The sequence below is a fragment of the Flavobacterium album genome, assembly GCF_003096035.1.
Classification (GTDB): domain Bacteria; phylum Bacteroidota; class Bacteroidia; order Flavobacteriales; family Flavobacteriaceae; genus Flavobacterium; species Flavobacterium album.
This window is the reverse complement of sequence record NZ_CP029186.1, coordinates 3,317,791-3,341,374: the sequence shown is the minus strand read 5'-3', so window position 1 is coordinate 3,341,374 and position 23,584 is coordinate 3,317,791. Positions and strand designations below refer to the sequence as shown.

Below are 23,584 nucleotides of genomic sequence, written 5' to 3'. Positions count from 1 at the left end.
GATAGAATATGTAAGAAAAAATCGTAATGAAGTTAAAAATAATTATTATATGTTTTATATTAGGCTCTTGTAATTCTAATATAAATTGTGAAAAAAGCGCAGAAAGCGCAAGGGAAACAGAATGTTTGCTAATATTTGATAGATTGCCTGCTTTTACATCACCATATTTAAATGCAAAGGGAAAACAATTATATACAAAAGAAGATTGTACATGTAAAGATAATGCAAGATGGTGGGTTCAGTATGATGATTTATTAGAAAAAGGAGATACAATAATTAAGAAAAAAGGATCACTCGTTTTTAGTATCCATAAAAAAGATACGATTCTCAATTTTTATTGGGAATGTCAAGGGAAAGTTTATAAATAAAAAAAGGCCTATTTAGGCCCTTTTTTTAAATATGATCTAATATCTTCTTGTAAAATTTTTATTACTTCATCTTTATTTAACAATTGTTATATAATGAATAATCATATAGCAACTCATATCCTGCAGATCGTAATTCTTTCATAATAATTTGAACGACTTCTTCTTTTCTTAACCAGTTTGTAGTTAAATTATGTCCGACTAAGTAAATAGAAGCCATAAGCAAACATGCACTTTCTATTTTAATTCATAATGTCTGCCCTTGTCGATTAAGCCAATCATTTGAATTTCTGCAAAAGTGACTTGTTTGTAATAGCCCCGGTCAGTGTGCCTTTTTACTAAACCCTTATCTTTTACAATGGTCTTAAGAATCTCTTCTGTTATTCCTGATTAATTAGCCGTTTAATCTACTCAAAACTCACTTTTGGCAAGCCCTCAACAATATCAACCGTTTGAACGCTTACATTGATAACACTTAGCAGCAAATCCAGTATGTAGCGCGGGTTGTTGTGTTCACGCGCCCAGTCGTTAGGGTCGTTTTTAATGCCGCTATCCTTGTGTACGGTTACCTGGTAACGCTCCATGATCCAGTCGATGGCGCTTTTGCCGTTTACCACATACTCATACGCCTTTGCAGGTATATTATCTATTGTAATGCGGCTGTTGTATATAATGGTTTCGGTTTGCCCTTTTTTAGGGTAGCGCATTTTTTGCACTTCATAATCCACATACTTTACTTCATCAGTACCCAATGCATTCACACTGTCTTTTACACTAAGCGGGTTGTGCAGCACTATAACGCCCGGCGCCGGTGGTACGCTCTCATAGTTAAGGTGCAAATCGGCAAGTTGGCGGCCTGCTTTGCTGAATTTCCAAAAGTCGCGCACGTCCTCTACCAGGGGCAGGCGGGGCAACATCTTTTTAAGGTCGTTGGCAAAGGTTTCGCGGTATTCTTTGCTGTGCAAAAAGCCATACACATAGTAAAAAATATCCTCTTTGGTTACGTTTTTGCCATACTGGGCTACAGCCCTTTTTAAAATAAAATTGCTTATGGCATCGCGGCGGGTAAATTGCTGCTCATCATTGTTATCAAACAAGCCTTTTTGCGTAGCATTGTTTTCTTCATAGTAATAGAGAGGGAAACATTGAGTGCCAGCATCTAACAGATTTAAGTCGGGAATGTATTTTGAAATATAGATTGAATTATTTTTAGAACCACCAAGCCCTGAAACACAGATTACAATGTTCTTTAAATTCGCAGCAAACAGTTTTGTTTGCTGATAAGGACGCTGTATGAAATTTTTATCAAAGTACAAGTTTAATTTGCTATAAGGCCGATAAATTCCAGTTATAATATTAGTCTCGTTAAAACTCAAAGGTTGATTTTTTGCACATAAATTTTTAAGCGAGTCGTTCCAACTTATTTTCTTTGGGTCGTTTGAACAATAAGTATTAAAATCTTTAGTTGCAGAACTTTTTTGATTTGCAAAATCAATTCGTTGTTCATTGTAAAAATCTATTGTCTTCTTCATACTTGAAGACATAACTGTTTTAGAGCTATTATAAACCCAACTATCTCTTGCAGTGGCTATACCTAATGAATGTGTAATAAATATTGATTGAGTAAGTGAATCATATTTTTTTCAGAATCCAATCTAAAATATTCTTTGAAAGTATCGCTTCTAGCAGACAGCCAATCTCCGTGATTGTTAGGAATTAAAGTTTTAAATAAAACTTTTAAACTATCAAAAGATTTATATTCATTAATAATTTTTAGTTTTTCTTCTCGTGAATGATAATCTCCAATATCATAATAATAAATTTGAGCTTTTTCACTTTGTAATTCAGAATTTTTTACCATTAAAGTAATAGTAATAGGGGAACGTGAACCACTGCCGAATATCTTACCTCCCTCTTTTCTACTAAGTTCGCCACTTGTACGTTGGTCGCCTCTTAAATTAAATACGTAAATAGATGAGAATTCTTTTTCTATAACTTTACGAAATCCGTTCATGGAAGTATTATCAATCCAGCCTCCATCAGTTACAAAAGAAATAATTCCCCCTGATTTATCTAATCTATCAGTACTCCATCGAAAGGCCTTCAAATATGGATTATAAAGTGCATTTTTATTTGTTGCATCTGTATATTCAGCATATGTTTCGCCGATACGAGCGTCTAATTTGGGATAAGCTTGGTTTTGTGCATTATCATTAGCCGATTTTTGTCCTTTGGAATATGGGGGATTACCAATAATAATACGCAATGGGGCTTTTTGCTGTGCCTGTACCCGTTCGCTGTTTTTAGTAAAGGTATCATTAAACAGGCGTTCGCTCTCTTTGGTTTCCCCCAACTGAAAGGTATCGGTAAGCACTATGCCATCAAACGGTATGTACTTTTCTTTACCTATGCCGTCATCAGGGTCGGGCGTGGCATCGTGAAACGCGGTTTCTATATTAACCGCTGCAATGTAATAGGCCAGCAATACAATTTCGTTGGCGTGTATCTCGTGGCGGTATTTGCGCTCCAGGTCTTTTTCATCAATAAGGCCACTTTGCAGCAGTCGGGTTATAAAGGTGCCTGTACCGGTAAACGGGTCAAGTATGTGTATGTTCTCATCGCTTATGCTGCGGCCAAATTCTTTTTGCAGTATGTCGTTAACGCTGTGTATAATAAAATCTACCACCTCAACTGGTGTGTACACGATACCCAGCTGCTCTACCATTTTAGGGAACGCCGTTTTAAAGAACTTATCATACAGTTCTATTATAATGCGCTGTTTGGCCTCGGCATTGTCTATGCCTGCCGCCCGCATTTTTACGCTGTCATAAAACTTTTGCAGCGTCTCGGCATCTTTTTCCAGGCTTTGCTCTTCCAGCAGGTCGAGCATTTTTTGCATACTCTGGCTTATGGCGTTGTGGTTTACAAAGCTGTACCCCTCAAACAGCGCATCAAATACCGGCTTGGTAATAATGTGCTGCGACAGCATTTCTATAGCCTGCAATTTGGTTATAGAGGGGTTTATGTTTTGGTGCAGCCCGTTCAGGAATTTTTCAAACTCCTTTTCGTGCTTTGCATCCTCATTAATAATTTTCGTAATACGCTCGGTTTGGCGCTGCGCAATCTCCGCTACCGATTTTGCCCATTGCTCCCAGTAGCGGCGGTCGCCCACCTTTTGCACCATACGGGCAAACACCACGTTTTGCAGCTGCTCAAACTGTAAGGATAGCTGCGCGGCAATATCGGCAGCATTGGCCGTGCCGTCGCCATACTCTTTTTTAACCGGGTTGCCATCGCCATCAAAGCCATATTCAGTACCGCCCACCATAATCTGGGCAGGCCTGTTGCGGTTAAGCTCTATCTTATTCACAGTGGCATTAAAACGGTCGTCATGCGCACGTAGGGCGTTTAATACCGTCCACACCACTTTATAGCGTTCGTTATCATCCAGTGCCTTATCGGCCTCCACATTAGCAGGCACAACTACCGGGATAATGATATAGCCGTATTTTTTGCCATCTGCCCGGCGCATAACGCGCCCCACGCTTTGCACTACATCTACCTGGGAGTTACGTGCAGAGAGGAACAAAACCGCATCCAGCGAGGGTACATCTACACCCTCACTAAGGCAGCGCACATTGGTGAGCACACGGCACTCGCCATCGGCAGGCTCATCTTTTAACCATGAAAGCAATTCGTTTCGCTGGGTGGCATCCATAGTGCCATCTATATGCATACTGCTTACCTTTTGCATTTTGCTTTGCTCATCCCTTGGCAGCTCATCAATATAGGTATCGCCAGCAGTTTCAAAGGTGGCCGTTATCTTTTTAGAGGCTGCTATGCTTTGACAAAATGCCACAGCACGGCGCATCGGTTCGGGGTCGGTATCCCTGATCATACCGTTATCGCCCAATACTTTTTTAGATAAGGCATTAATACAGCCTATCAGTTTGCTGGCATCATCGGTATTAATTTCGCTTTCCTTATCAGCGATCATTTTTTGCACCGCCGGCGGCACATCGTTTTCGCTAAGGGTAAGTATCAGTACTTTATAATCGGTAAGTAGGTTCTTTTCAACCGCCTCACCAAAGCCTATGCGGTATATTTCAGTACCATACAGTTTTTCATCATCCATAGAGCATAATAACGCCTCTGCCTGAGCGGCTTTGCTTTTTGCGTTATCATCATACAGGCGCGGGGTGGCAGTCATATACAGGCGTTTTTTAGCCTTAATAAAGTCGTTGTTATGCACCTTTGTAAATGCGCTTTCGTCTTCCCCCGCAATAGATACGCCGGTGGTACGGTGTGCCTCATCGCAAATAATAAGATCAAACTCGGCAAATTCCGGCTGTACTTTTGCCAGTTCCTTTTGTGCCCTGGCAATAACCTCTATACTTTGGTAGGTGCTGAATACGACCGTGATACCGCTTTCGCGAAGGGTATTGAGTGCGGCAAACTGGTGCAGTATGTTATCTACATTAGTAGAGGCAGGCAAGGCTAAATCTACCACCGATGAGGTATCGATATCTTCCAGCTTTTTACGGTTCTTAGTAATTTCAGGGTCAGAGCAAATACAAATAGCATTAATAGGCTCTACTGCATCGGCATACCACTCATTAAGGGTTTGACCCAATAGCGCAATAGAGGGAACTAAAAACAAAACGAAGCCTTTGCCGTTAGTTTCCTTTTCGGCAATGCGCAGGGAGGTAAATGTTTTACCCGTACCACAGGCCATTATCAGCTTGCCGCGGTCGTTATTTATAAAATGGGCGTGTGTATTATTTAAGGCATTGGTTTGGTGTTCCCTAAGTGTTTTTTTAGCGGTGCGGGCTACCTCGCCGGTAATGCCGTTATCCAACTTTACCCAGTCCAGCGGGGCTTCTCTTAGGTCAGAAAGATTTATCCTGCTTACGGGCGGGTGCTGGTTGTTTATGGATTGCGTAGCATTGCTGCCCCATTTGTTAGTAGTGCTTATCCAAAGTCGGTGTGCAAAGTGGTGTGTCTTTAAATCCTCTCCCTTAAATGTGCGGCTGCTGGTAGATAAAAAACTATCAACGGCAGGCTTATCTATGGTGCTGGTTTCCTGAAAGCATTTGCATTGTATTGCCCAATAATCGCCCTCTATGGTAAGCGCAACCAAATCAATACCGGTATCGCCGCCGCCCAGGTCGTTTTTACCGGGAAATTCATTCCACAGCCATACTTTTTTAAATTTGTAGGCATACTTAGGGTCGGTAAGCAAATACGCTTTCATAAGCCTTTCAAAGCGGTCGCCCTTATCGCGTTCGCTAAAAGCTATTTTGCGGTATTTTTCTAATACGGTATTGAAGTTGTTTTGCATTTTGTGCCAGCTGTGGTTAGTGTAATGTTGGGTGTTGTATTTATAACGTTTAATGTATTACAATATCAACAACATAATTCCCTTCTGTTGATTCAGGAAATCTGTACAATTGAATGTCATCTGTTGTATTGTTCTTAACTATTATAACTAAGTCTTTTCTTTTGCCATAATGAGGGTCAACAATCTTATGAACTATTATTTTTTCTGATAGGGTATCAAAACTTTCAGCAATTCTTCCTGATGTTAATTCAGTGGTTACATCTTTTCCTATATCCTGGCCGTGTAACGGAAAAAAGATTTTTACTATATTATATCTCATAATGGTAGCATTTGTTATGACAGATTTGTGTCTTAAAGATTTGATTGGTTTAAGGCAGGTAAATATAAGAAAATGGGTAAAAACCAGGACTACAAATTAAAGCAAAGTATTTTTTTGATTGATTAATTGATTAACTTGGGGGTTAATAATTTAAAATCAAATCACTATGTAAAGTAATCAAAGAGCGGATGTTTATAACGCTAATAAGGGTTCATCAGGAACCAATATCATTCGAAAAAAAGCTAGGGATAAAAAGTCAAATGACCATAATCCTAATTTCAAAGGAAAAAGAAAATCGATCTGATTAACTACTTCAACGGTGACTGTCCCTGATTACTTCAAAATCAACTTCTACCAGATAACTAATTAACTATACTAAATATACTGTTGCAGATTTCTATGACGGTGATCTGACTATAATATTAAGGGCGATATCGATTACAACGATAACGATGGTACTAATAAGGATGCTTTAAAGCTCATAAAAAGTAAATTAGTTTCTATTAATACATTAATATCACCATTATATACTCTTTGAATATTATTTTAAATGTTCACCAACAAAATTATATTGTCTCGAATTATGGATATTAAAATACTAAATTTGATTTTTATTTAAATGCATCATGTTTATTATATGATTTAATATATTTAGAATGTGATTAGTATCGTAACCACTACAACATCCATTTGATGAAACGATTTTTCGCTCTGCTTTTAATATTAGCTATGGGAGTTTGCAATGCTCAAAAATCAGATACGGAAAAAAAGCTATCGGATATAGAAAAACTTCTTTTTATTAAACCGGATAGCGCGAGAGTGCTTATTAGCCAGGTTCTTAATATAAAAAAGCAGCATGATACGGTTTATGCCATGGCAAATATTTACAGCGGTTACTACTATCTTGTAAAGAATAATCCCGATTCCTCTATTTTGTACTACGAAAAAGCCCTTGATTTTTCAGTGGGCTTACCTTTATACCGTGCCCGTGTTCTCAGGCTAATGGCTGCTCCCTATCGTAAAAAAACAGATTACAGTAAGTCATTGCAGCTGCTGAACCTTTCAGAAAACGAGTATTTGGCAATAAACGACCCAAAAGGGCTGGCAACAGTATATGGTGAGATCGCGGCCAATTATAATGCCATGTTACGCCCCCAGGATGCAATTCCTTTTCTCACTAAGGCACTTAGTTTATTTGAGAAGGCAAAGAATAAAAAAGACCAGATGCCTATCAAGCAAAGCCTTGCCAATACCTATATGAATATTGGCAACTACCCGTTTGCAATAGATTTGTATGAGGAAACGCTACAGGGGTTTAAAAAGGCGGGCATGCTCAAAAACTACTACTTAACGCTTATCAATTACAGTGAATGCCTCATCAATGTAGGTAAGGTGGATATGGCTAAAATGTCGCTTCTGGAGGCTATAGCCGGACTTGGACAGTTTAGCGACAAAGAACTTATAGGTAGTGCCTATTCTACGTTAGGCAGGCTCGAAACCCAAAAAAGGAATTTTGTGCAGTGTGAAAAATATTACGAAAAAGCATTCTACCTCTTGTCATCCGTAAATTCGGGAAGGGCAGTGCCCGTGGCCGATCTTTATCTCAGATTACTTGTTTATCTAAAAAAAATGGACAGGGCACAGGAAGTAATTGCCCTCGTTGATAACAGCACCTTTAAAAATAAGGCAAACCTGCAGGACCTTGCACGCTATGAAAAGGCAAAAATTGAAGTTTATAAAAAAATGGGCGACCATAATATGGCACTTGCGAGCGCAAAAACTACCATAGAGCTTTTGGACACTCTTAATAGCACACAGGATAAAAAAGCAGTGATAACAATGCAGGCAGGTATCCAGCACGAATTCCAGGGTAAAAAAAATGATACGCTGAAAAAGATCAATTCAAAATTAAAGGAATCTGTTGACAGCACTGAAAATAAAAAATTGCTTTGGATATGGCTGCCATTAACACTGTTGGCAGCATTGATGTCTTGTTACCTCTATAAAACGGTTCAGCATCGGAAAAAATTAGCCGAAAATCAATCTGATATTGCGGAATTGGTAGCGGGGCAAAAGGCAGCACAAATGTTAAATAAAAAGATGTCTGCTGAGATTAAAGAGCAAGAGGAACAATTAAAAAACATTGAAGAAAAAACAGGGAGTATTGAGAAATATCTTAACGACTTTGCAAACCTCAGCCCGGACATTAATGCTGATACGACAGAATTGAAATCCCTGATAGGGGATACTGATTACGGCGACCGTTTTCGCGAAACATTCACCAGTTCGAACACCGGCTTTATAGAAAGCCTGGGCAAGGCTTATCCGCAGCTCAGTGAAAGCGACCTGTATTTTTGTGCCCTCCTCAATCTAAATCTGCCTTATAAAGATCTCTCAATTATTTTAAAAGTTGTGCCCGAGGCTGTCCGTAAAAGAAAATACCGTATCAGGAAAAAAATGGGTATTACGGACGAAAAAGACATGGAATATGTACTGACCCAACACAATAAAAAATTAAAGCATTGATTTAGAATATAGTACAGAAATGATTTTATTCTGATGTCCCGCTTTAATCTATATTTAAAATAAAGGTAGCATAAGAATTAGCAGTTATTTAGCGGCAGATTAAATCCCACTAATTACTACTGCATGATAACATTTTACTCTACCTGCCGCAAGCTAAAATTCGCGGGCTTTTTACTAATTATATTTTCCGGACTTACCATGTCCTCACAAACAGTTCGCTATGTAAAGCAGGGCGGGACGGGTGACGGTACCTCCTGGGCTAACGCGACTGGCAATCTTCAGTCGGCAATAAATAGCTCATCGTCTGGTTGGCATCTCTATGTAGCGGCAGGCACCTACCAGCCGGCATCGGGCCAGTCTTTTTCGATGAAGGAAGGTGTGAAGATCTACGGAGGATTTGCTGCCACAGGCAATCCTGCATTTGCCGATAGGAACTGGACAGCAAACATAACAGTCCTGCTGGGTAATAATGCTGCGGTGATTGTCAATGATAATAACGGAGTTACCAATGCGGCACTACTCGACGGGTTCACTATCACAAACGGTTACGGTGGTCAGGGTGGTGGGATGTTCAGCCACAACACGAGCCCGACATTAACAAACCTTATTGTTAAGAATAACTATGCATCAGCGGAAGGTGGGGGACTGTACTTTAATAACGGCAGCCCTGTATTAACGAACGTGGCTATAACCGGTAACATTCTTGGTACGACAGACAGTGCAGCCAGGCGCGGCGGCGGCCTCTATGCTTACGACTCGTTTCCTGCGCTCACAAATGTACTTGTAGCTAATAACACGATTTTGGGTACGGGTGGCCTTGGGGGCGGCCTGAGTTTGCTTAACAGCTCGCCTTCAATACTCAACGTCACAGTTGCAGGCAACACCGCCGCGACCGGTGCGGGCTTTTATAGCCAGAACGGAACACCGCAAATAAAGAACTCGATTATATATAATAATGCTGTTACAATAAACGGAGGAACTCCCGCCTGGTACAACAGTATTGTGCAGGGAAGCGGCGGCAGCGCCGCATGGAACGGGAATTTTGGTACAAATAACGGCGGCAACCTTGATACTGACGCAATTTTCATTAATGCTGCGGGTGCTGACTACAGGCTTTCCGGGACAAGCCCCGCGCGCAATACTGGCAATACATCGCTATTTGCTAACGCTGCTGCATCCATCGACCTTTCGGGCCAGCCAAGGCTATATGGCGCTGCTATAGATATGGGCGCTTATGAACACCAAAGCGACCCCCCTACAGCACAGGCACAAAATTTTTGCGGCACTACTACAGTGGCCAGCCTCCTCGCTACGGGTACTGACCTTAAGTGGTATTCTGCTTTAACAGGCGGTGCGGCTCTGGCAGCAAATAGCGCTGTAGCCAGCGACACGTATTATGTTTCGCAAACATTAAACGGCTATGAAAGTTCACGAACAACAATATCAGTTACTGTAAACTCAGTCCCTGCAGCGCCTGCGGCCTCAGCCCAAAACTTTTGCGGACCCGCAACTGTCGCCGACCTTGTGGCCGATGGTGCAAGTATAACGTGGTACAGCCAGGCAGAAGGTGGCGAAGTATTGCTGCAATCTGAGGTATTGACTAACGGTACGTATTATGCTTCACAAACAGTGATGTGCGAGGGCCCACGGACAGCTGTGGCAGTAAGCACTTATACTCCTCCGCCATCGGCACCGTCAGATCAGGTATTTAACACGCCTGTAACCTTTGCAGATATTTCGGCCCAGGGTACAGATCTAAAATGGTACACTTCTTCATCGGGTGGCACACCTGTAGCGTCTTCTCTTCAGCTTTCTACAGGAACTTATTTTGTTTCCCAAACGTTGAACGGCTGCGAAAGCGCGCGCACCGGGATAAAGGTATATCTCGTTATGTCAGATATCTTATTTGTAAAGAAAAATGCAACGGGCACGGGCACTTCGTGGGAAGATGCAATAGGTGAACTCGGTAATGCATTACATTTTGCAATGGATGTTAATGCCATAGCGCCCGGCACAATAACGCAGGTATGGGTAGCAGGCGGAACGTATAAGCCAGTTCCAACAAACGGATCATTTGTATTATTGGATACTGTTAAATTATATGGCCATTTTATAGGTAATGAAACCTCTGTTGCGCAACGGGATCTCACTAACCCTGCCGCGCAAACCGTACTTAGCGGGGATATTAATGATAACGACACTTATGATGCTAACGACCGGCCACTGGATATGTACGGCGATAACTCCACCTATGTAATTTATGCAGGAATACAAGGCGGAAGCGCAACGGTGGATGGTTTCACTATATCAAATGCATCCTTGTCAGGTGTGCGTGTTCAGCAGATGGCGATACAAATAAGGAACTGTACTCTTAAGCATAACAAGGACCGGGGGATTTTCATGAGGTATTCTGAAGGATCGGAACTAACTAATGTAAAAATACTATCGAATACAGCATTTAATCACGGATCGGGACTCTACTGCGAACAGGGTAATGGGCTGAAGTTGACAAATGTTCTCGTCGCTAATAATGATACCTCGATTTACGGGGTTGGCGCAGTTATGATCGCCAGCATGAACAATGTAGAGATTGTAAACAGTACATTTGGGTATAATAGTGGTATGGGGGAGTATTCCTTTTACGGATATAACTCCTCAATAGTTATGATAAACAGCATTATAGCGGGTAACTTCCAAACACTTGAGCCAATGACTTTTGTCAATTGCCTGCTCCCTCCGGAATTTGGCAATAACGGCGGCGATACGTTTGGCGCCGATCCTCTATTCACTAATGCTGCTAACCTCGATTACACTTTACAGCAGGGAAGTCCTGCGATAAATGCAGGAAACACTTCCTACTTTAATAATGCAGCCACAGCGACTGACCTTGCCGGAAATGAAAGGCTTTACGGACCTGCTGTAGACATGGGCGCTTACGAGTATAAACTCATGGTATGCGGTATGACCACTGCATGGAATGGCACAGAATGGAGCAATGGAACTCCGGTAAGCTATGAATACAGCGCTGTCATAAATGGTGATTATAATTCAACTGAAAACGGAAATATAACTGCCTGTTCGCTTACGGTGAACAGTGGCGACGTAGTGATAGCAGAGGGAGATAACTTTACCATAAAAGGAGCTGTAACAGTTGATAATAATAATGCAACATTCACTATACAGCACAATGCCAACCTTATCCAGTCAGATGATGTTGATAATGTGGGAACCATATCTGTAATAAAAGAAAGCGCACCGATGTACCGGCTCGATTATGCCTTATGGGCATCACCGGTAGCATGGCAGAAGCTGAAGGCTTTCTCGCAGCAGACACTGGATAATAGGTTCTATACATATAACCCATTAAGCGATGCTTATGCGACAATACAGTCTCCGGCAACAACGGATTTTGCGGAAGGCAAAAGCTACTTAATCCGTGTTTCGAATAGCCATCCTGCTTATGTAAGCGATGCTATTGCACCAACACCGTGGACAGGAAATTTTATTGGCGTGCCTAACAATGGTAATGTAGATGTACCGGTAACTGGTATGGCTGATGGAATAAATGGCTTCAACGGAATAGGGAACCCTTACCCTTCATCCATAAACATAGCGGCTTTCTTTGAAGCCAACCAAAATAATTTAGCCGAAGATACCCCCATCTATTTCTGGAGGAAAAAAAATGATGAGAATACCTCGAGCTACGCTTCACTAACCCTGGCCGGCTATAACAAAAATTCAGGCAATGTGTTTGGGGACAGCAGCAACGGTGTATTTGATAACCCGGATGACAGTGAGAACTGGGTCATCAACTCAGGGCAGGGCTTTATCGTGCAGGCAACAGGCAGCACAGTAGCATTCAACAATGAAATGCGGGTTGCAATGAATAATGGCCAAATGTTCCGATCGGCGATGGATGCTTCAGACAAGTCAAGGCTGTGGCTTAATCTTTCCAATGCCAATGGCGCTTTCGGGCAAGCGACAATTGCCTATACGCCATTCACAACATTAGGCCGCGATTTTAGCTGGGATGGAAAAGCGCTTACCGATGGTGAGATTGCGATCTACTCACTTGCAGGAGAAAACAAATTTGCAATACAGGCACGGCCGGCATTTGACGCATCGGACGAGGTTCCAATGGAATATAAAATTACCACTGCCGGTAACTATACGATTTCATTAGACCATTTTGACGGGGTATTTACCCAAGGGCAGGAAATATACTTAAGGGATAATGTTTTGGGTGTAATCCACAACCTTGTGAATCCTTATGAATTTACAACCGATGCCGGAATAATAACGGGCAGGTTCGATGTGGTATATGCTGAGGCATTGCATACTGATATTCCTGAATTTAATGCTAACAGCATAATCGTGTACAAACAGGGCAATGCCATTAACATTAGCTCGGGCAATTCAGATATGGAATCGGTTGCTGTTTATGATGTCAGGGGAAGGCTGTTGTATAGGACAGGTAATATTAATGACTCCAGGACTTCGATCACAACGCTGCAGGCCGAAGAACAGATGCTCATTATACAGGTAAGCACAGTAGGTGGAGTTAAGGCAAGCAGAAAAATCATTTTTTAGAAGATACCGGCAAATGAGGTCAACGCGCCCGATCCTGAACAATTGTAATTTAAGCGACAGGTTTTAATCGGGCTGGGTTAGCGTAAATAATTGCTTTTTTCTGATAATGAAGTTTTTATACATTGCTATTTCAGTAAGGAAGATTAATAGAAAACCTACTTAATAAAAACTAAGTAGGTTTTTTTTCGTAACAGCATTGAGATTGTTAGCAGAAGGTGCGTATTAAGATTCCTCTGCTTACCGACACTTTGGATGCACCAACCCCTCAGTTGGGTTACGGCAATTGTGACCGCGTTTAAGTTGAAAAGTCCATATTGTACCAGAAATTGCAGATGAGTGTTGATCTACGACTATTGAGATTGATTAAAAGCGCTTGCAAATTAAGCGCAAAACCTTTTAATTCAGTCAGGGAATCTCTTTTGTTGAATTTCGTCATATTTTTTGCATAATCAGTTATTTTGGTTTTATTATCTTATCCCAAAAACGAAAATAAGGGCCATAATTGAAATAAACTATGCATCCAATAGAAATAGGTGTCATGTATAATCAGGCTTAAAAAAATGCTGGCAAAATCCACCAAAAGTGGAGACCACCGATATTATCATAGATCAATGTATAATCTTTAATTGGCATAAGCAGGATCATTTATATTTTATTTTATTGGCCATTGTGTCCGTTTCTGTTTCTGCAATTTGTTCCTGTGTTATACCCCCACGATTTTTCACGATATCGGGTTCAAATGGAAAATAATCTGAAAATTATAAAATTGATCGTCTGAACTAAATATCCCGTCTGTGCGAAATAAGATGGCAGCATAGGTAAGTGCCCTTGCTAAATCCTGATTTGTTCAATTCACTGTCAAATATGTCCATTTGAGTCATTTTTAAATCAGGCATTAATTACAAACTCTGCAACTTTACCTAAAAATATTACAAAATGATTTTTCTACTGTCGTTATTTACGCTACTTCAATTCAATACTGTAATCGCTATTGATAATGATTTATCCGGTAAATGGATAAATGAAGATAAAACCCGTGTACTGGAGTTTACCCAAAATTCGGGTATATATGAGGCTATTATACTAAAAGCCGAAGACAATTCCTTAATTGGTAAAAAGCAAATTACCGGTTTAAAGAAAGTAGGTACAAGCTACAAAGGTACATTGCATGTTATTAAGAAAAATAAAGAAATGGACTGCACGGTTACAATAAAAAATACCAATACAATTGAGATTAAGGGCTCTTACGGGCCTGTTTCAAAATCACAGAAATGGCACCGCCAGAAACAGTAGGATTTATGAAAAAGCTTTTTTTACTGGTACTGTTTTCATACGGATTTCAGGCGTTTGCGCAGCAGCGTTTCGGCTCTTTGCAGGAAGTTCTGGCCTATGCTGATGCCCATGCGGCGGCCATAAAAAATGCTGACATACAGCAAAAAATTAGCCATTCGCAGTCCCGGGCTGCTAAAGAAGCGCTCCTGCCCACAGTGAATGCTTCTGGCGGATATACCGATAATATCACACTACAGCCTACACTGGTACCTGCAAACCTGTTTGACCCCACAGCCCCGGCAGGCAGCTATAACGAGTTTACTTTTGGCAGGAAATACCTTTATACCACAGGGCTGCAGGCTAACTGGAATGTGCTTGATTTTGAAAAATGGTTTGAGTTAAAAACCACTGCGGCGCAGGAGGCCGTTAATAAAGCCTCGGCAACTGCTATACGTTACAATAGTTTTAACGAACTGGCACAAACCTATTATGCCATCCTGCTTACAGAAAAGTACATTGCTATAAGCGCAGAAAACCTGATGGTAGCCGACAGTATTTTTAAAACTTCGTCTGAGAAGTATGGTAAGGGCATTATAACCCAGGAAAACCTTAATCGTGCCAAAATACAGCAATTACAGGCAAAAAATAACCTGGATAACCTGCAATACTCGGTTAAAGAACTATACTATAAGCTACAGCGGCAGCTCAATATCAGCGGACCGATAGTAGTAACGGATTCCATAAATATACAGGATGTCCCCCTTGAAGAAACAACCATAAATAGCCCTCATCCAGAGGTACAATTACAGGAGGCCCAGGCAACAATGGCTGAAGCCCGATTAAAACAGGTAAAATCGTTGTACTATCCCTCGCTTAACCTTTTGTATCAATATAATTATACATGGGCCGGCGATAGTTTTTTAAATTTTGGCAATACCAACCAGCTGTCTCAGCAACTGTTTGGGGTTAAACTAAGTGTGCCCATCTTTAATGGCCTCGCCACCCGCGAAAAGGTATTGCAGACAAATCTGGCGTTTGAGCAGCAGCAAACCCTTTTAGAAAGCAAGGAAATACAGGCTAAAAAAGATGATGAAACCCTGGTGCTGCAATATCAAAAATCGGTGCAGGAGTTACAAAAACAGGGAGAGATTTTGGATTTACAGCAGCAAAACGATGTGTTTACCGCTAACCGTTACAATAGCGGTATCATTAGCCTGGATGAACGCCTGGATAAATTTGCAGATTTACTTGCCGTGCAAAACCAGTATATGCAGTCTTTAAGCAATTACTATGTAAGCTATTATCAAATATACATTAGGCAGACTATAACTACACAACCGTAATACCTATGTGGCGAATTACTTTTTACATATTGTTTCTATTTACTGTTATTTCCTGTGGAAAGAAGGAACAAATACAACCCGTGCGCAAAACGATTCAGGAGGCTGTTTTTGCCAGCGGGAAAATTACCCAGGACGATGAATATATAGTTTCTGCAAATGCCGATGGTATTATACTTGAGATTCCGGTAAAAGAAGGGGATACTGTGGTTGTAGGTACCTTCCTGGCCAGGATAAAAAGCGACGTGCAAAGCGCGCAGGTGAAAGAAAGCAGCCTGGTATACCAAGATGCACTTAAAAACTCAGGAAATTCATCGCCACAGCTTTTACAGATACAGGCCGAGATAAACCAGGCTCAAAGCCAGTTGGCGTTAGATAAGCTTAACTATGAGCGTTATGCCGGTTTACGCAAAACAAATTCTGTTTCGCCCCTTGAGCTTGAAAATGCAGAACTGAAATATAAGGCTTCGCAAAACAGCCTGAAGGCGCTTCAGCAAAAGTATGATGAAGCACAAAACGCACTGCAGCTGAATGCCGGCAGAAGCCGCACCCAGTTACAGGCCCAGCAGGATTTACTGGATAATTATACCCTCACTGCCGATAAACCCGGCAGGATAATTAATGTTTATAAAAAGAAAGGTGAACTGGTGCGAAAGGGCGAAGTAATAGCCCGTATTGGCAGCGGACCGTATATTTTAAAACTTTACGTTGCAGAAGAAGATATTGTACAGTTGCGCTTAGGCCAGGAAGCCGCCATTAGCCTAAATACTTACCCCGACAGTTCTTTTACGGCAAAAATTACCAAGATACTGCCTGCCTTTGATGAAACAGAACAATCTTATGTGGTGCAGGCTACTTTTACGGTACCAGCGAATGTTATACTATCAGGCACACAGTTGCAGGCCAATATTGTTACGGGAACAAGAAAAAGTGTATTGCTTGTACCGGTTGACGCTTTGATAAGAGATAATACAGTACTCCTGAAAAACGGGGATGAAAAGAAAATAAAGACTGGCAAAAAATACGGCAGGCTTATAGAGGTAAAAAGCGGACTTACCGAAAATGACGTATTGCAGGTTGCAAATCAAGAGGAGAAAAAAGAATCTGGAGATATGATGCAAACCAATTAAAGGATATGAAAACGAAAGTTATCTTACTTATTATGGTTGGCTTTACCCTTACGGTAAAGGCGCAATATCCGGTTGGTGATAAATGGTATCAAAATCCTTTAGGTTTTAAACCTGTAGAGTTGCATACCAATATGGGCTTCATAATTCCGGCGGTAGTGGTGGCCGGGGGCTTATTGCTTACAGCAAAAGACAGCGCTCTTACTAACCGTCTTTCTGTTTATACAGAGGGGGGTATAACCTTTGGCTACAAATATCCCTACACAACTGTAGTGCAAAGTAATACGGGGGTAAACTTTATGCTGAGAAAATGGATGTCTGTAGGTGCCGAATTTAGCATGACCAATCCTTTTGACGAGTATAACAATCCTTTGGGTTTTTCTATAAGGCCGTTCGCACGGTTTTATATGATCAACAGGCCATCCTGGAAATTTTGGTTTGAATCGGGTGGGGGGATAGTATACTTTCTTGATAATTTCCCTCAGCCCACAACCCAAGATTCACGCCTGGGTACCTACTGGAACGGCACTACAAAGTATGGCCTGGGAGTGCAAATTGCTATTAGCAATACAGCCTCAATATTTTTTGGGGCAAGGCACCTGCATGTTTCCAACGGAAACACAAAGGGCGCCGAACGCAATCCTTCTCATGACAGCAATGGCCTTTTTGCAGGTATTAACTGGAACCTTGACTCAGGTAAAAATGAATAATACAAACAACAAAATATCATGGGTACACCTCACCTCGCGCTTAAAACAGCTTGCCGTGGCTGTGCTGAGCGTTACCTTTGGTATTTCCATGTATATTTTTATGAATAGCTTTATGGATGGTGTAAACAGTGCCCAAACCGAAATAACTTTCACCACCATGGCCCATATAAGGGTTTATAACGACCTTACAGGAGAGGCAAAGCCCATTTTAAACCAGCCTGAATCTGCCGATACGTTATTATGGGTAAGCAACAGCAAAAATATAAGTTATACCGAAGGCATTAAAAATGCAAAGGATGTTGTTAACATCCTTAAAGCAGACAAAAGCATTGTGGCGGTAACAGAGCAGGTAAACCAGAACGTTTTTTTTCGGAATGGGGTTACTAAAGTAAACGGAACACTTTCCGGTATTGATGTACAGCATGAAAACCTTCTGTTTAATACCGCTACTTACATTACCCAGGTCAGCCTAAACGAACTGGACAGGCGCCCGGATGGTATTGTGCTGGGCAGTGGCCTTGCCGATAAAACGAGCTCTAAATTGGGCGACAACATTACCCTTACCACATCTGATGGGGTTACAAAAATATTCCGTGTGGTAGGTATCCTGGAAACCGGCTCGGGCAGTGTAGATAAATCTAAAGCATTGATATCGATACACACGGCAAGACAACTTTTAAACAAGAATCGTAGCTATGCCACCGATGTCCTGGCCAATGTAAATGATTATAACGATGCAAGAAAAATTGCCGACAGGGTGCGGGACAACATATCTTTCAAAACCGAGGCGTGGCAGGAAGGAAACAGCCAGCTTGAGTCGGCCAATACGCTGAGGGATATAATAGCTGTTGCGGTTTCCTTAACCATACTCATAGTAGCGGGTTTTGGTATATATAATATCATGAACATGACCGTGAACGAAAAAATACGCGAGATAGCGATATTAAAAGCCATGGGCTTTGATGGTAAAGACATCATACAGATATTCCTGACACAATCTGTAATTATCGGGCTAATAGGCGGGGTATTAGGCTTATTGCTGGGTTATGGCATATCCGCCGTTGTAGACCGTATTCCGTTCCGGATTGCTTCCTTTACATCATTGCCTATTTCATACAATGCCTCCGATTATATCCTGGCCATGCTTTTTGGCCTCATGGTAACCTTTGTGGCCGGTTACCTGCCTGCGAAAAAGGCATCTCAAATAGACCCTGTAGAAATTTTAAGAGGATAAATTTTTTAGTTATGTATGCACTTTCTGCTAAAAATATAAACAAGTATTTTGTAGAGCCTGTAAAGTTCCAGGTACTTAAAGACATTAATTTTGATGTAAACCCCGGCGAATTTGTAGCTATAACGGGTAAATCGGGCAGTGGGAAATCAACATTACTGTACCTGCTTTCTACGATGGATACCGAGTATGAAGGCACAATAGCGATAAATGGCACTACACTTACCGGGCTAAAGCAAAATAAGCTGGCACCGTTCCGCAACGAGCATATCGGATTCGTTTTTCAGTTTCATTACCTATTACCCGAATTTTCGGTATTAGATAACGTAATGCTTCCGGCTCTTAAGCTAAAAAAGAAACCGGTAGAAGAAATTCGTGAAAAGGCCATGGGCCTGCTGGAAATGCTGGATATTAAAGGCCAGGAAGATAAGCCTGCCAGTAAAATATCGGGTGGGCAGCAGCAGCGTGTTGCCATTGCCCGGGCACTTATTAACGACCCTTCCATTATCATGGGCGATGAACCTACAGGCAACCTGGACTCTAAAAACACAAAAGTAGTATTTGAGATTTTCAGGCAGCTTGCGAAAGATCGCGGGCAAACTATTATTGCCGTTACCCACGATGATGAATTTGCCGCTAGTTGCGACAGGATCATTGACATGATGGATGGGAGAATTGTGAGCCAGCAGCAAAAGTAATGTGTCTTAATTTGTTAGCTTTGCGGTAATTATCTGCTTATGAAACTGCCATTAGAAAAAATTTTACCTATTGTATTATGCCTGCTGTTTCCGGTATTAAATTACATTACATCGCATGAATACATAGAATCCGCTAATATAAACATCGACACGATATTACGCTGGACGGTTATTTCTGTAATGCTTTACCTGCTTTGGCACCTTTTGTATTTTATCAATACCAAGGCCCAAACCTATAAATGGCTTAAAATAGTTCTCGGTTGCGCAATCTTTTTTATAGTTATATATAATATTTTTTCATTCTTTCCTTTTTTAGAAACAGGCCGGTAAAATGGTTGTTTGTGTACAAATCCTTTTTAGCAATCATCCCTTTTACTATAATTCAATATGCTTTGCGCACTAATAGAAAAGTAGTAAGGCTGGAACTTGAAAAAGAGCAGGTACAAACAGAAAATTACCGTGTGCAGCTTGAAGCGCTTCGCAGCAAGGTAGACCCCCATTTTTTGTTCAATTCGCTTAACACTCTCAGGGGGATGGTACACAGTAACCATCCACAATCAGAAGAATTTATACTAAACCTCGCCGATTTTTACAGGCAGGCCCTTAAATATAATGAAAATACTACGCTTACCTTATCTGAAGAGCTAAAAGTCCTGGAGGCATTTTTATTCCTGATGAAAAGCCGTAATGAATCCGGTGTGCACATGAAGCTGATGATTGATGATGCTTTTCAAAATTGGTTTTTGCCCACTTTATCCTTACAGCTTTTAGCAGAAAATTGTTTTAAGCATAATGCTATGAGCAGCAAAGTACCTTTACTGATTAATGTTTACACATCTGCAGATGGTTATATAAATGTTGAGAATAATATTAACCCAAAGATGGAAAATAAGGAACCGTCGGGGTATGGACTGGGAAATCTTAAAAGGCGCTATGATTTACTGGGTATAGAAAATGGTATGTGTTTTACACAAAATGAAAATGTTTTTTGCGTAAAACTTAAACTTATTAAAATATGAATGTTGTAATTGTTGAAGATGAGCAGCACACGGCCAGGTTGTTGCATGAAATTATAGAAAGCAATGAAGGTTTTACAGTTATACAGCATTTAGAATCGATAGCTGAGGCTGTTGCTTACCTGGCCTGTAACAGTACCCGTATTGACCTTTTGTTTTTTGATATACAGCTTTCCGACGGAAAAAGTTTTGAGATATTTAAGCATGTAGATATCACCATACCGGTTATCTTTTGTACTGCCTATGATGAATTCAGCCTTCAGGCCATACAAAACAATGGTATTAATTATATTTTAAAGCCTTTTAGGGCAGAAGAAATTGCTGCTTCGCTGGATAAGTATAAAAAGCTTTTTTTGCAGACAATTAAAACCCGGCCTCTCCAGATGGAAAATGAGTTGCCGACAGCTTATCAGCAAAATTTCCTTACGCAGTACCGTGGACGAACTATTATTAAAAGTGTCGAAGAAATTGCTGCGTTTTGTATCGAATTTGAAACTGTTTATCTGTATACTTTTAAAAATGAAAAGTCCCCACTATACAAGAATCTCGAATATATAGACTCTGTATGTGATCCAGGAGATTTTTTCAGAATAAACCGTAAGATGCTCATCAACAAAAAAGCGATAAAATCCTTTGAAGCCCTTGAGAGCAGAAAGGTTGTACTTAACCTTACCATTTCAATTGAGTATAATGTGATTGTAAGCAGGCTCAAGGTCCCAAGGTTTAAAAAATGGCTACAGCAATGATAACTCTAATAGTATGGCATTATTTATTATAAATGTTGGTTATAACTGAATTTTTCCTTAGACAAAATGCACTCCTTTGATAATGCCTGGGAGGGAAAATCGCTGTTGGCTGTATGTTGACGAGGAGAATTTCGAGTTCTGGGTGAATTCGGTCATTAATTTTAATAAATCTATATAGGTGGTTAACCTGTCGCGAATCAATTGACAAGAATGATCTTAAAGCGCATAGTCCCACATCCCGGGCTTCAGCCCTTCATAGATACATTCTGGATCTTTTAAAGCGACTTCGGCGTTCCTGCTGAAGATACAAGGGTTATTGCGCCTAATGGCAAAGCCAGGTTTATTTATTCTTATCTAAACGGGCTTTCGACAATAGAGGATTGCGTTCAAACCGATTACAAAGAACACGATATTTTTTTTATTGGTATTTGTTTGCGATGGTTTGCAGCTGCTATTTACCAATGCAGAAATTAGAAAGCCTTTATCTTGCTGAATTTCAATGTGTTTAGGTACAGATAGGGTACAGCATTTATCGAAATATCGATAAACATCACAAACAAACCATTAGTTTGTTAATTAGACATTTGTACACGCATGATAGCGGTTATACAATGCAAAGATATAACTTCAAACGAAATTTAAGGACATTTTTGCGACTTTCTAATAACTTATTAAAGTTGTCCTGAGTAGTGACCCTAAGTGTAAAATTCCAAACCATTTTATGCAGGATTTAAAGAAATTGGCTTACTTTAAGGGGATGTATTAAGATATTTTATCTATGTTTCAAATGTAGCGGTTTATTTGTCTTGTTGGGGATTCAAAACATCTTTAACTTCTGAATGGTTACAAAGCACTGGCAATATTTTATTAGACAAGAAACTTTCTAATTTTAAAGCATGTGATAAGTTGAGTCCATTATTGCGAAGAAATAGAGCCATAGGAGAGGTATAAAAGGTGGAACTTGGTTTTATTACTGTGCCAGGCTAAAGGACAACTGATAATTATGCAAAAAAATACCCCCACTCCAACGCAGGATAGAGGTATTTTTTTAGTTTAAATAGACGGTAAATTAATATATCAATTTTTTACGAACTTTGCTGTATGGACGTTTTTTTCAGTCGAGATCTGTACAAAATAAATACTAGCAGATAAGGCTGAAATATCCAATGCGGCATTTGTAGCATTTGCAGTGAAGCTGGCTGCTATCTTACCTGTCACATCTAATATAGTTATGTTGGATAATTGCTCATTTGTACTGCCTATGTTAATTACCTCTTTTGCCGGATTGGGGAATATGGTAATACCGTTGGAATTAAATTCCGTATAACCTGCTGTTTCGGAATTCTCGAAATTATACACTTTGCTTACATGGTTGAAAGTAATATTGTAAGTTCCTGCCTGTACAGGTATATCTACCCCGCCCTGATCAAATATCCCTACGCCCGAAGGCCAGTCGGTACCACCCCAGTTGTTGGGCCATTCGTCATTTTCACGAAATTTTAGTCCGCCTGTGGTTAGTGCATAATTGTTCAGGGTATAGGTAATTCCGTCAGCAGTCTCCATATCAATGTCCGGGCCATCCCAGCCTGCGGTTGTGGCGCTGCCTATCATACCGATGCTTATAAACACCTGTTCAAAATTATACTCAAGTGTAGTGCGGTTAAAAGTAATATTGTAACTTCCGGCCTGTGCCTGAACATCGACACCATCCTGGTTAAAGATACCGGTACCCGATGGCCATGTCGCGCCGCCCCAGTTATTAGGCCAGTCATTGTCCTGGCGGAATTTAAGGCCTCCGTTATCCAGTGTAAAGTTGTTGCGTGTGTAGGTAACACCATCGGTGGTAGAAAGAAGTATATCGCCATCCGCGCTTCCCCAGTCTACCGATGTGGCGTTCCCGCGGATGCCTATTACCGGGAACTTATACACAAAACTATATTCTTTGGTAGTAAGGTTAAACGTAATATCGTACACACCCACAACCACCGGCACGTCCATACCGCCCTGGTCCTGAACGCCGGTGCCGCTTGGCCACGCCGTATTTCCCCAGTTTAGCGGCCAGCTGTTGTCCTGACGAAATTTCAACCCACCGGTATAAAGGCTAATGTTGTTAAGGGTGTACGTAACGCCATCATTAGTAGCCATCGCGATATCCGGCTGATTGCCACTCCATCCAAGAGGAGTAGCCGCCCCTAAGATACCCACACTGGGAAATTGCGCAAACATCATTGTTGTACCTGCTATAAAAAGCAGAAAAGTAAGTAATAGTTTTTTCATAATTGTAAAGATTATATTGGTTAAGT

The 23,584-nt window shown here is 40.8% G+C and carries 15 protein-coding genes; 11 read left to right on the top strand and 4 right to left on the bottom strand.

From position 1 onward, the window contains the following. Positions 1 to 26: 26 nt before the first annotated feature. The gene (locus HYN59_RS15165) at positions 27 to 368 is read left to right on the top strand and encodes a hypothetical protein (protein ID WP_146185959.1); all 342 of its coding nucleotides are present in this window, start codon (positions 27 to 29) and stop codon (positions 366 to 368) included. A gap of 404 nt (positions 369 to 772) precedes the next feature. Here the strand turns inward: HYN59_RS15165 and HYN59_RS18185 are convergent, their stop codons facing one another. Genes HYN59_RS18185 through HYN59_RS15155 form a run of 3 tightly spaced genes read right to left on the bottom strand, consistent with a single transcriptional unit; the run spans position 773 to position 6,025 of the window. Further along, positions 773 to 1,957 carry a type ISP restriction/modification enzyme gene (locus HYN59_RS18185; protein ID WP_245895728.1) on the bottom strand — a complete coding sequence of 395 codons (1,185 nt, stop codon included), beginning with the start codon at positions 1,955 to 1,957 and terminating at the stop codon, positions 773 to 775. A 2-nt stretch (positions 1,958 to 1,959) separates the two neighbouring features. Beyond that, a complete protein-coding gene (locus HYN59_RS15160; RefSeq protein WP_219928786.1) occupies positions 1,960 to 5,706 on the bottom strand; it encodes a restriction endonuclease in 3,747 nt (1,248 codons plus the stop codon). Positions 5,707 to 5,755: 49 nt separating this feature from the next. Further along, positions 5,756 to 6,025 (bottom strand): hypothetical protein, encoded by a 270-nt coding sequence (locus HYN59_RS15155; RefSeq protein ID WP_108779087.1) that lies wholly within the window; start codon positions 6,023 to 6,025, stop codon positions 5,756 to 5,758. A gap of 873 nt (positions 6,026 to 6,898) precedes the next feature. Here HYN59_RS15155 and HYN59_RS15150 point away from each other — a divergent pair. The 10 genes from HYN59_RS15150 (at position 6,899) to HYN59_RS15100 (ending at position 21,281) form a co-directional block, all read left to right on the top strand. Then, the gene (locus HYN59_RS15150) at positions 6,899 to 8,551 is read left to right on the top strand and encodes a tetratricopeptide repeat protein (protein ID WP_181369456.1); all 1,653 of its coding nucleotides are present in this window, start codon (positions 6,899 to 6,901) and stop codon (positions 8,549 to 8,551) included. Positions 8,552 to 8,674: 123 nt separating this feature from the next. Further along, positions 8,675 to 13,141, top strand: a complete 4,467-nt coding sequence (locus HYN59_RS15145; protein ID WP_108779085.1) for a choice-of-anchor Q domain-containing protein — start codon at positions 8,675 to 8,677, stop codon at positions 13,139 to 13,141. A 936-nt stretch (positions 13,142 to 14,077) separates the two neighbouring features. Then, positions 14,078 to 14,434 (top strand): DUF2147 domain-containing protein, encoded by a 357-nt coding sequence (locus tag HYN59_RS15140; RefSeq protein WP_108779084.1) that lies wholly within the window; start codon positions 14,078 to 14,080, stop codon positions 14,432 to 14,434. 5 nt (positions 14,435 to 14,439) lie between these two features. Continuing rightward, complete coding sequence (locus tag HYN59_RS15135) at positions 14,440 to 15,756, top strand: TolC family protein (RefSeq protein WP_181369455.1); 1,317 nt, start codon at positions 14,440 to 14,442, stop codon at positions 15,754 to 15,756. Between the two features lie 80 nt (positions 15,757 to 15,836). Further along, positions 15,837 to 16,883, top strand: coding sequence for an efflux RND transporter periplasmic adaptor subunit (locus HYN59_RS15130; RefSeq protein WP_181369454.1), 1,047 nt, complete (start codon positions 15,837 to 15,839; stop codon positions 16,881 to 16,883). A gap of 5 nt (positions 16,884 to 16,888) precedes the next feature. Then, positions 16,889 to 17,590 carry an acyloxyacyl hydrolase gene (locus tag HYN59_RS15125; RefSeq protein ID WP_108779081.1) on the top strand — a complete coding sequence of 234 codons (702 nt, stop codon included), beginning with the start codon at positions 16,889 to 16,891 and terminating at the stop codon, positions 17,588 to 17,590. Next, positions 17,583 to 18,824: an ABC transporter permease gene (locus HYN59_RS15120; protein WP_108779080.1), complete on the top strand. Its 1,242-nt coding sequence runs from the start codon at positions 17,583 to 17,585 to the stop codon at positions 18,822 to 18,824. Before HYN59_RS15125 ends, HYN59_RS15120 begins: the two co-directional genes overlap by 8 nt. An 11-nt stretch (positions 18,825 to 18,835) precedes the next feature. Next, on the top strand, positions 18,836 to 19,519 hold the full coding sequence (locus HYN59_RS15115) for an ABC transporter ATP-binding protein (RefSeq protein ID WP_108779079.1): 684 nt from the start codon (positions 18,836 to 18,838) through the stop codon (positions 19,517 to 19,519). A gap of 341 nt (positions 19,520 to 19,860) precedes the next feature. Further along, positions 19,861 to 20,538, top strand: coding sequence for a sensor histidine kinase (locus HYN59_RS15105; protein ID WP_219928785.1), 678 nt, complete (start codon positions 19,861 to 19,863; stop codon positions 20,536 to 20,538). Then, positions 20,535 to 21,281: a LytR/AlgR family response regulator transcription factor gene (locus HYN59_RS15100; protein ID WP_108779076.1), complete on the top strand. Its 747-nt coding sequence runs from the start codon at positions 20,535 to 20,537 to the stop codon at positions 21,279 to 21,281. The genes HYN59_RS15105 and HYN59_RS15100 overlap by 4 nt, the downstream gene beginning before the upstream one ends. A 1,077-nt stretch (positions 21,282 to 22,358) precedes the next feature. Here HYN59_RS15100 and HYN59_RS15095 read toward each other — a convergent pair. Continuing rightward, complete coding sequence (locus HYN59_RS15095) at positions 22,359 to 23,558, bottom strand: T9SS type A sorting domain-containing protein (protein ID WP_181369452.1); 1,200 nt, start codon at positions 23,556 to 23,558, stop codon at positions 22,359 to 22,361. Positions 23,559 to 23,584 lie beyond the last annotated feature (26 nt).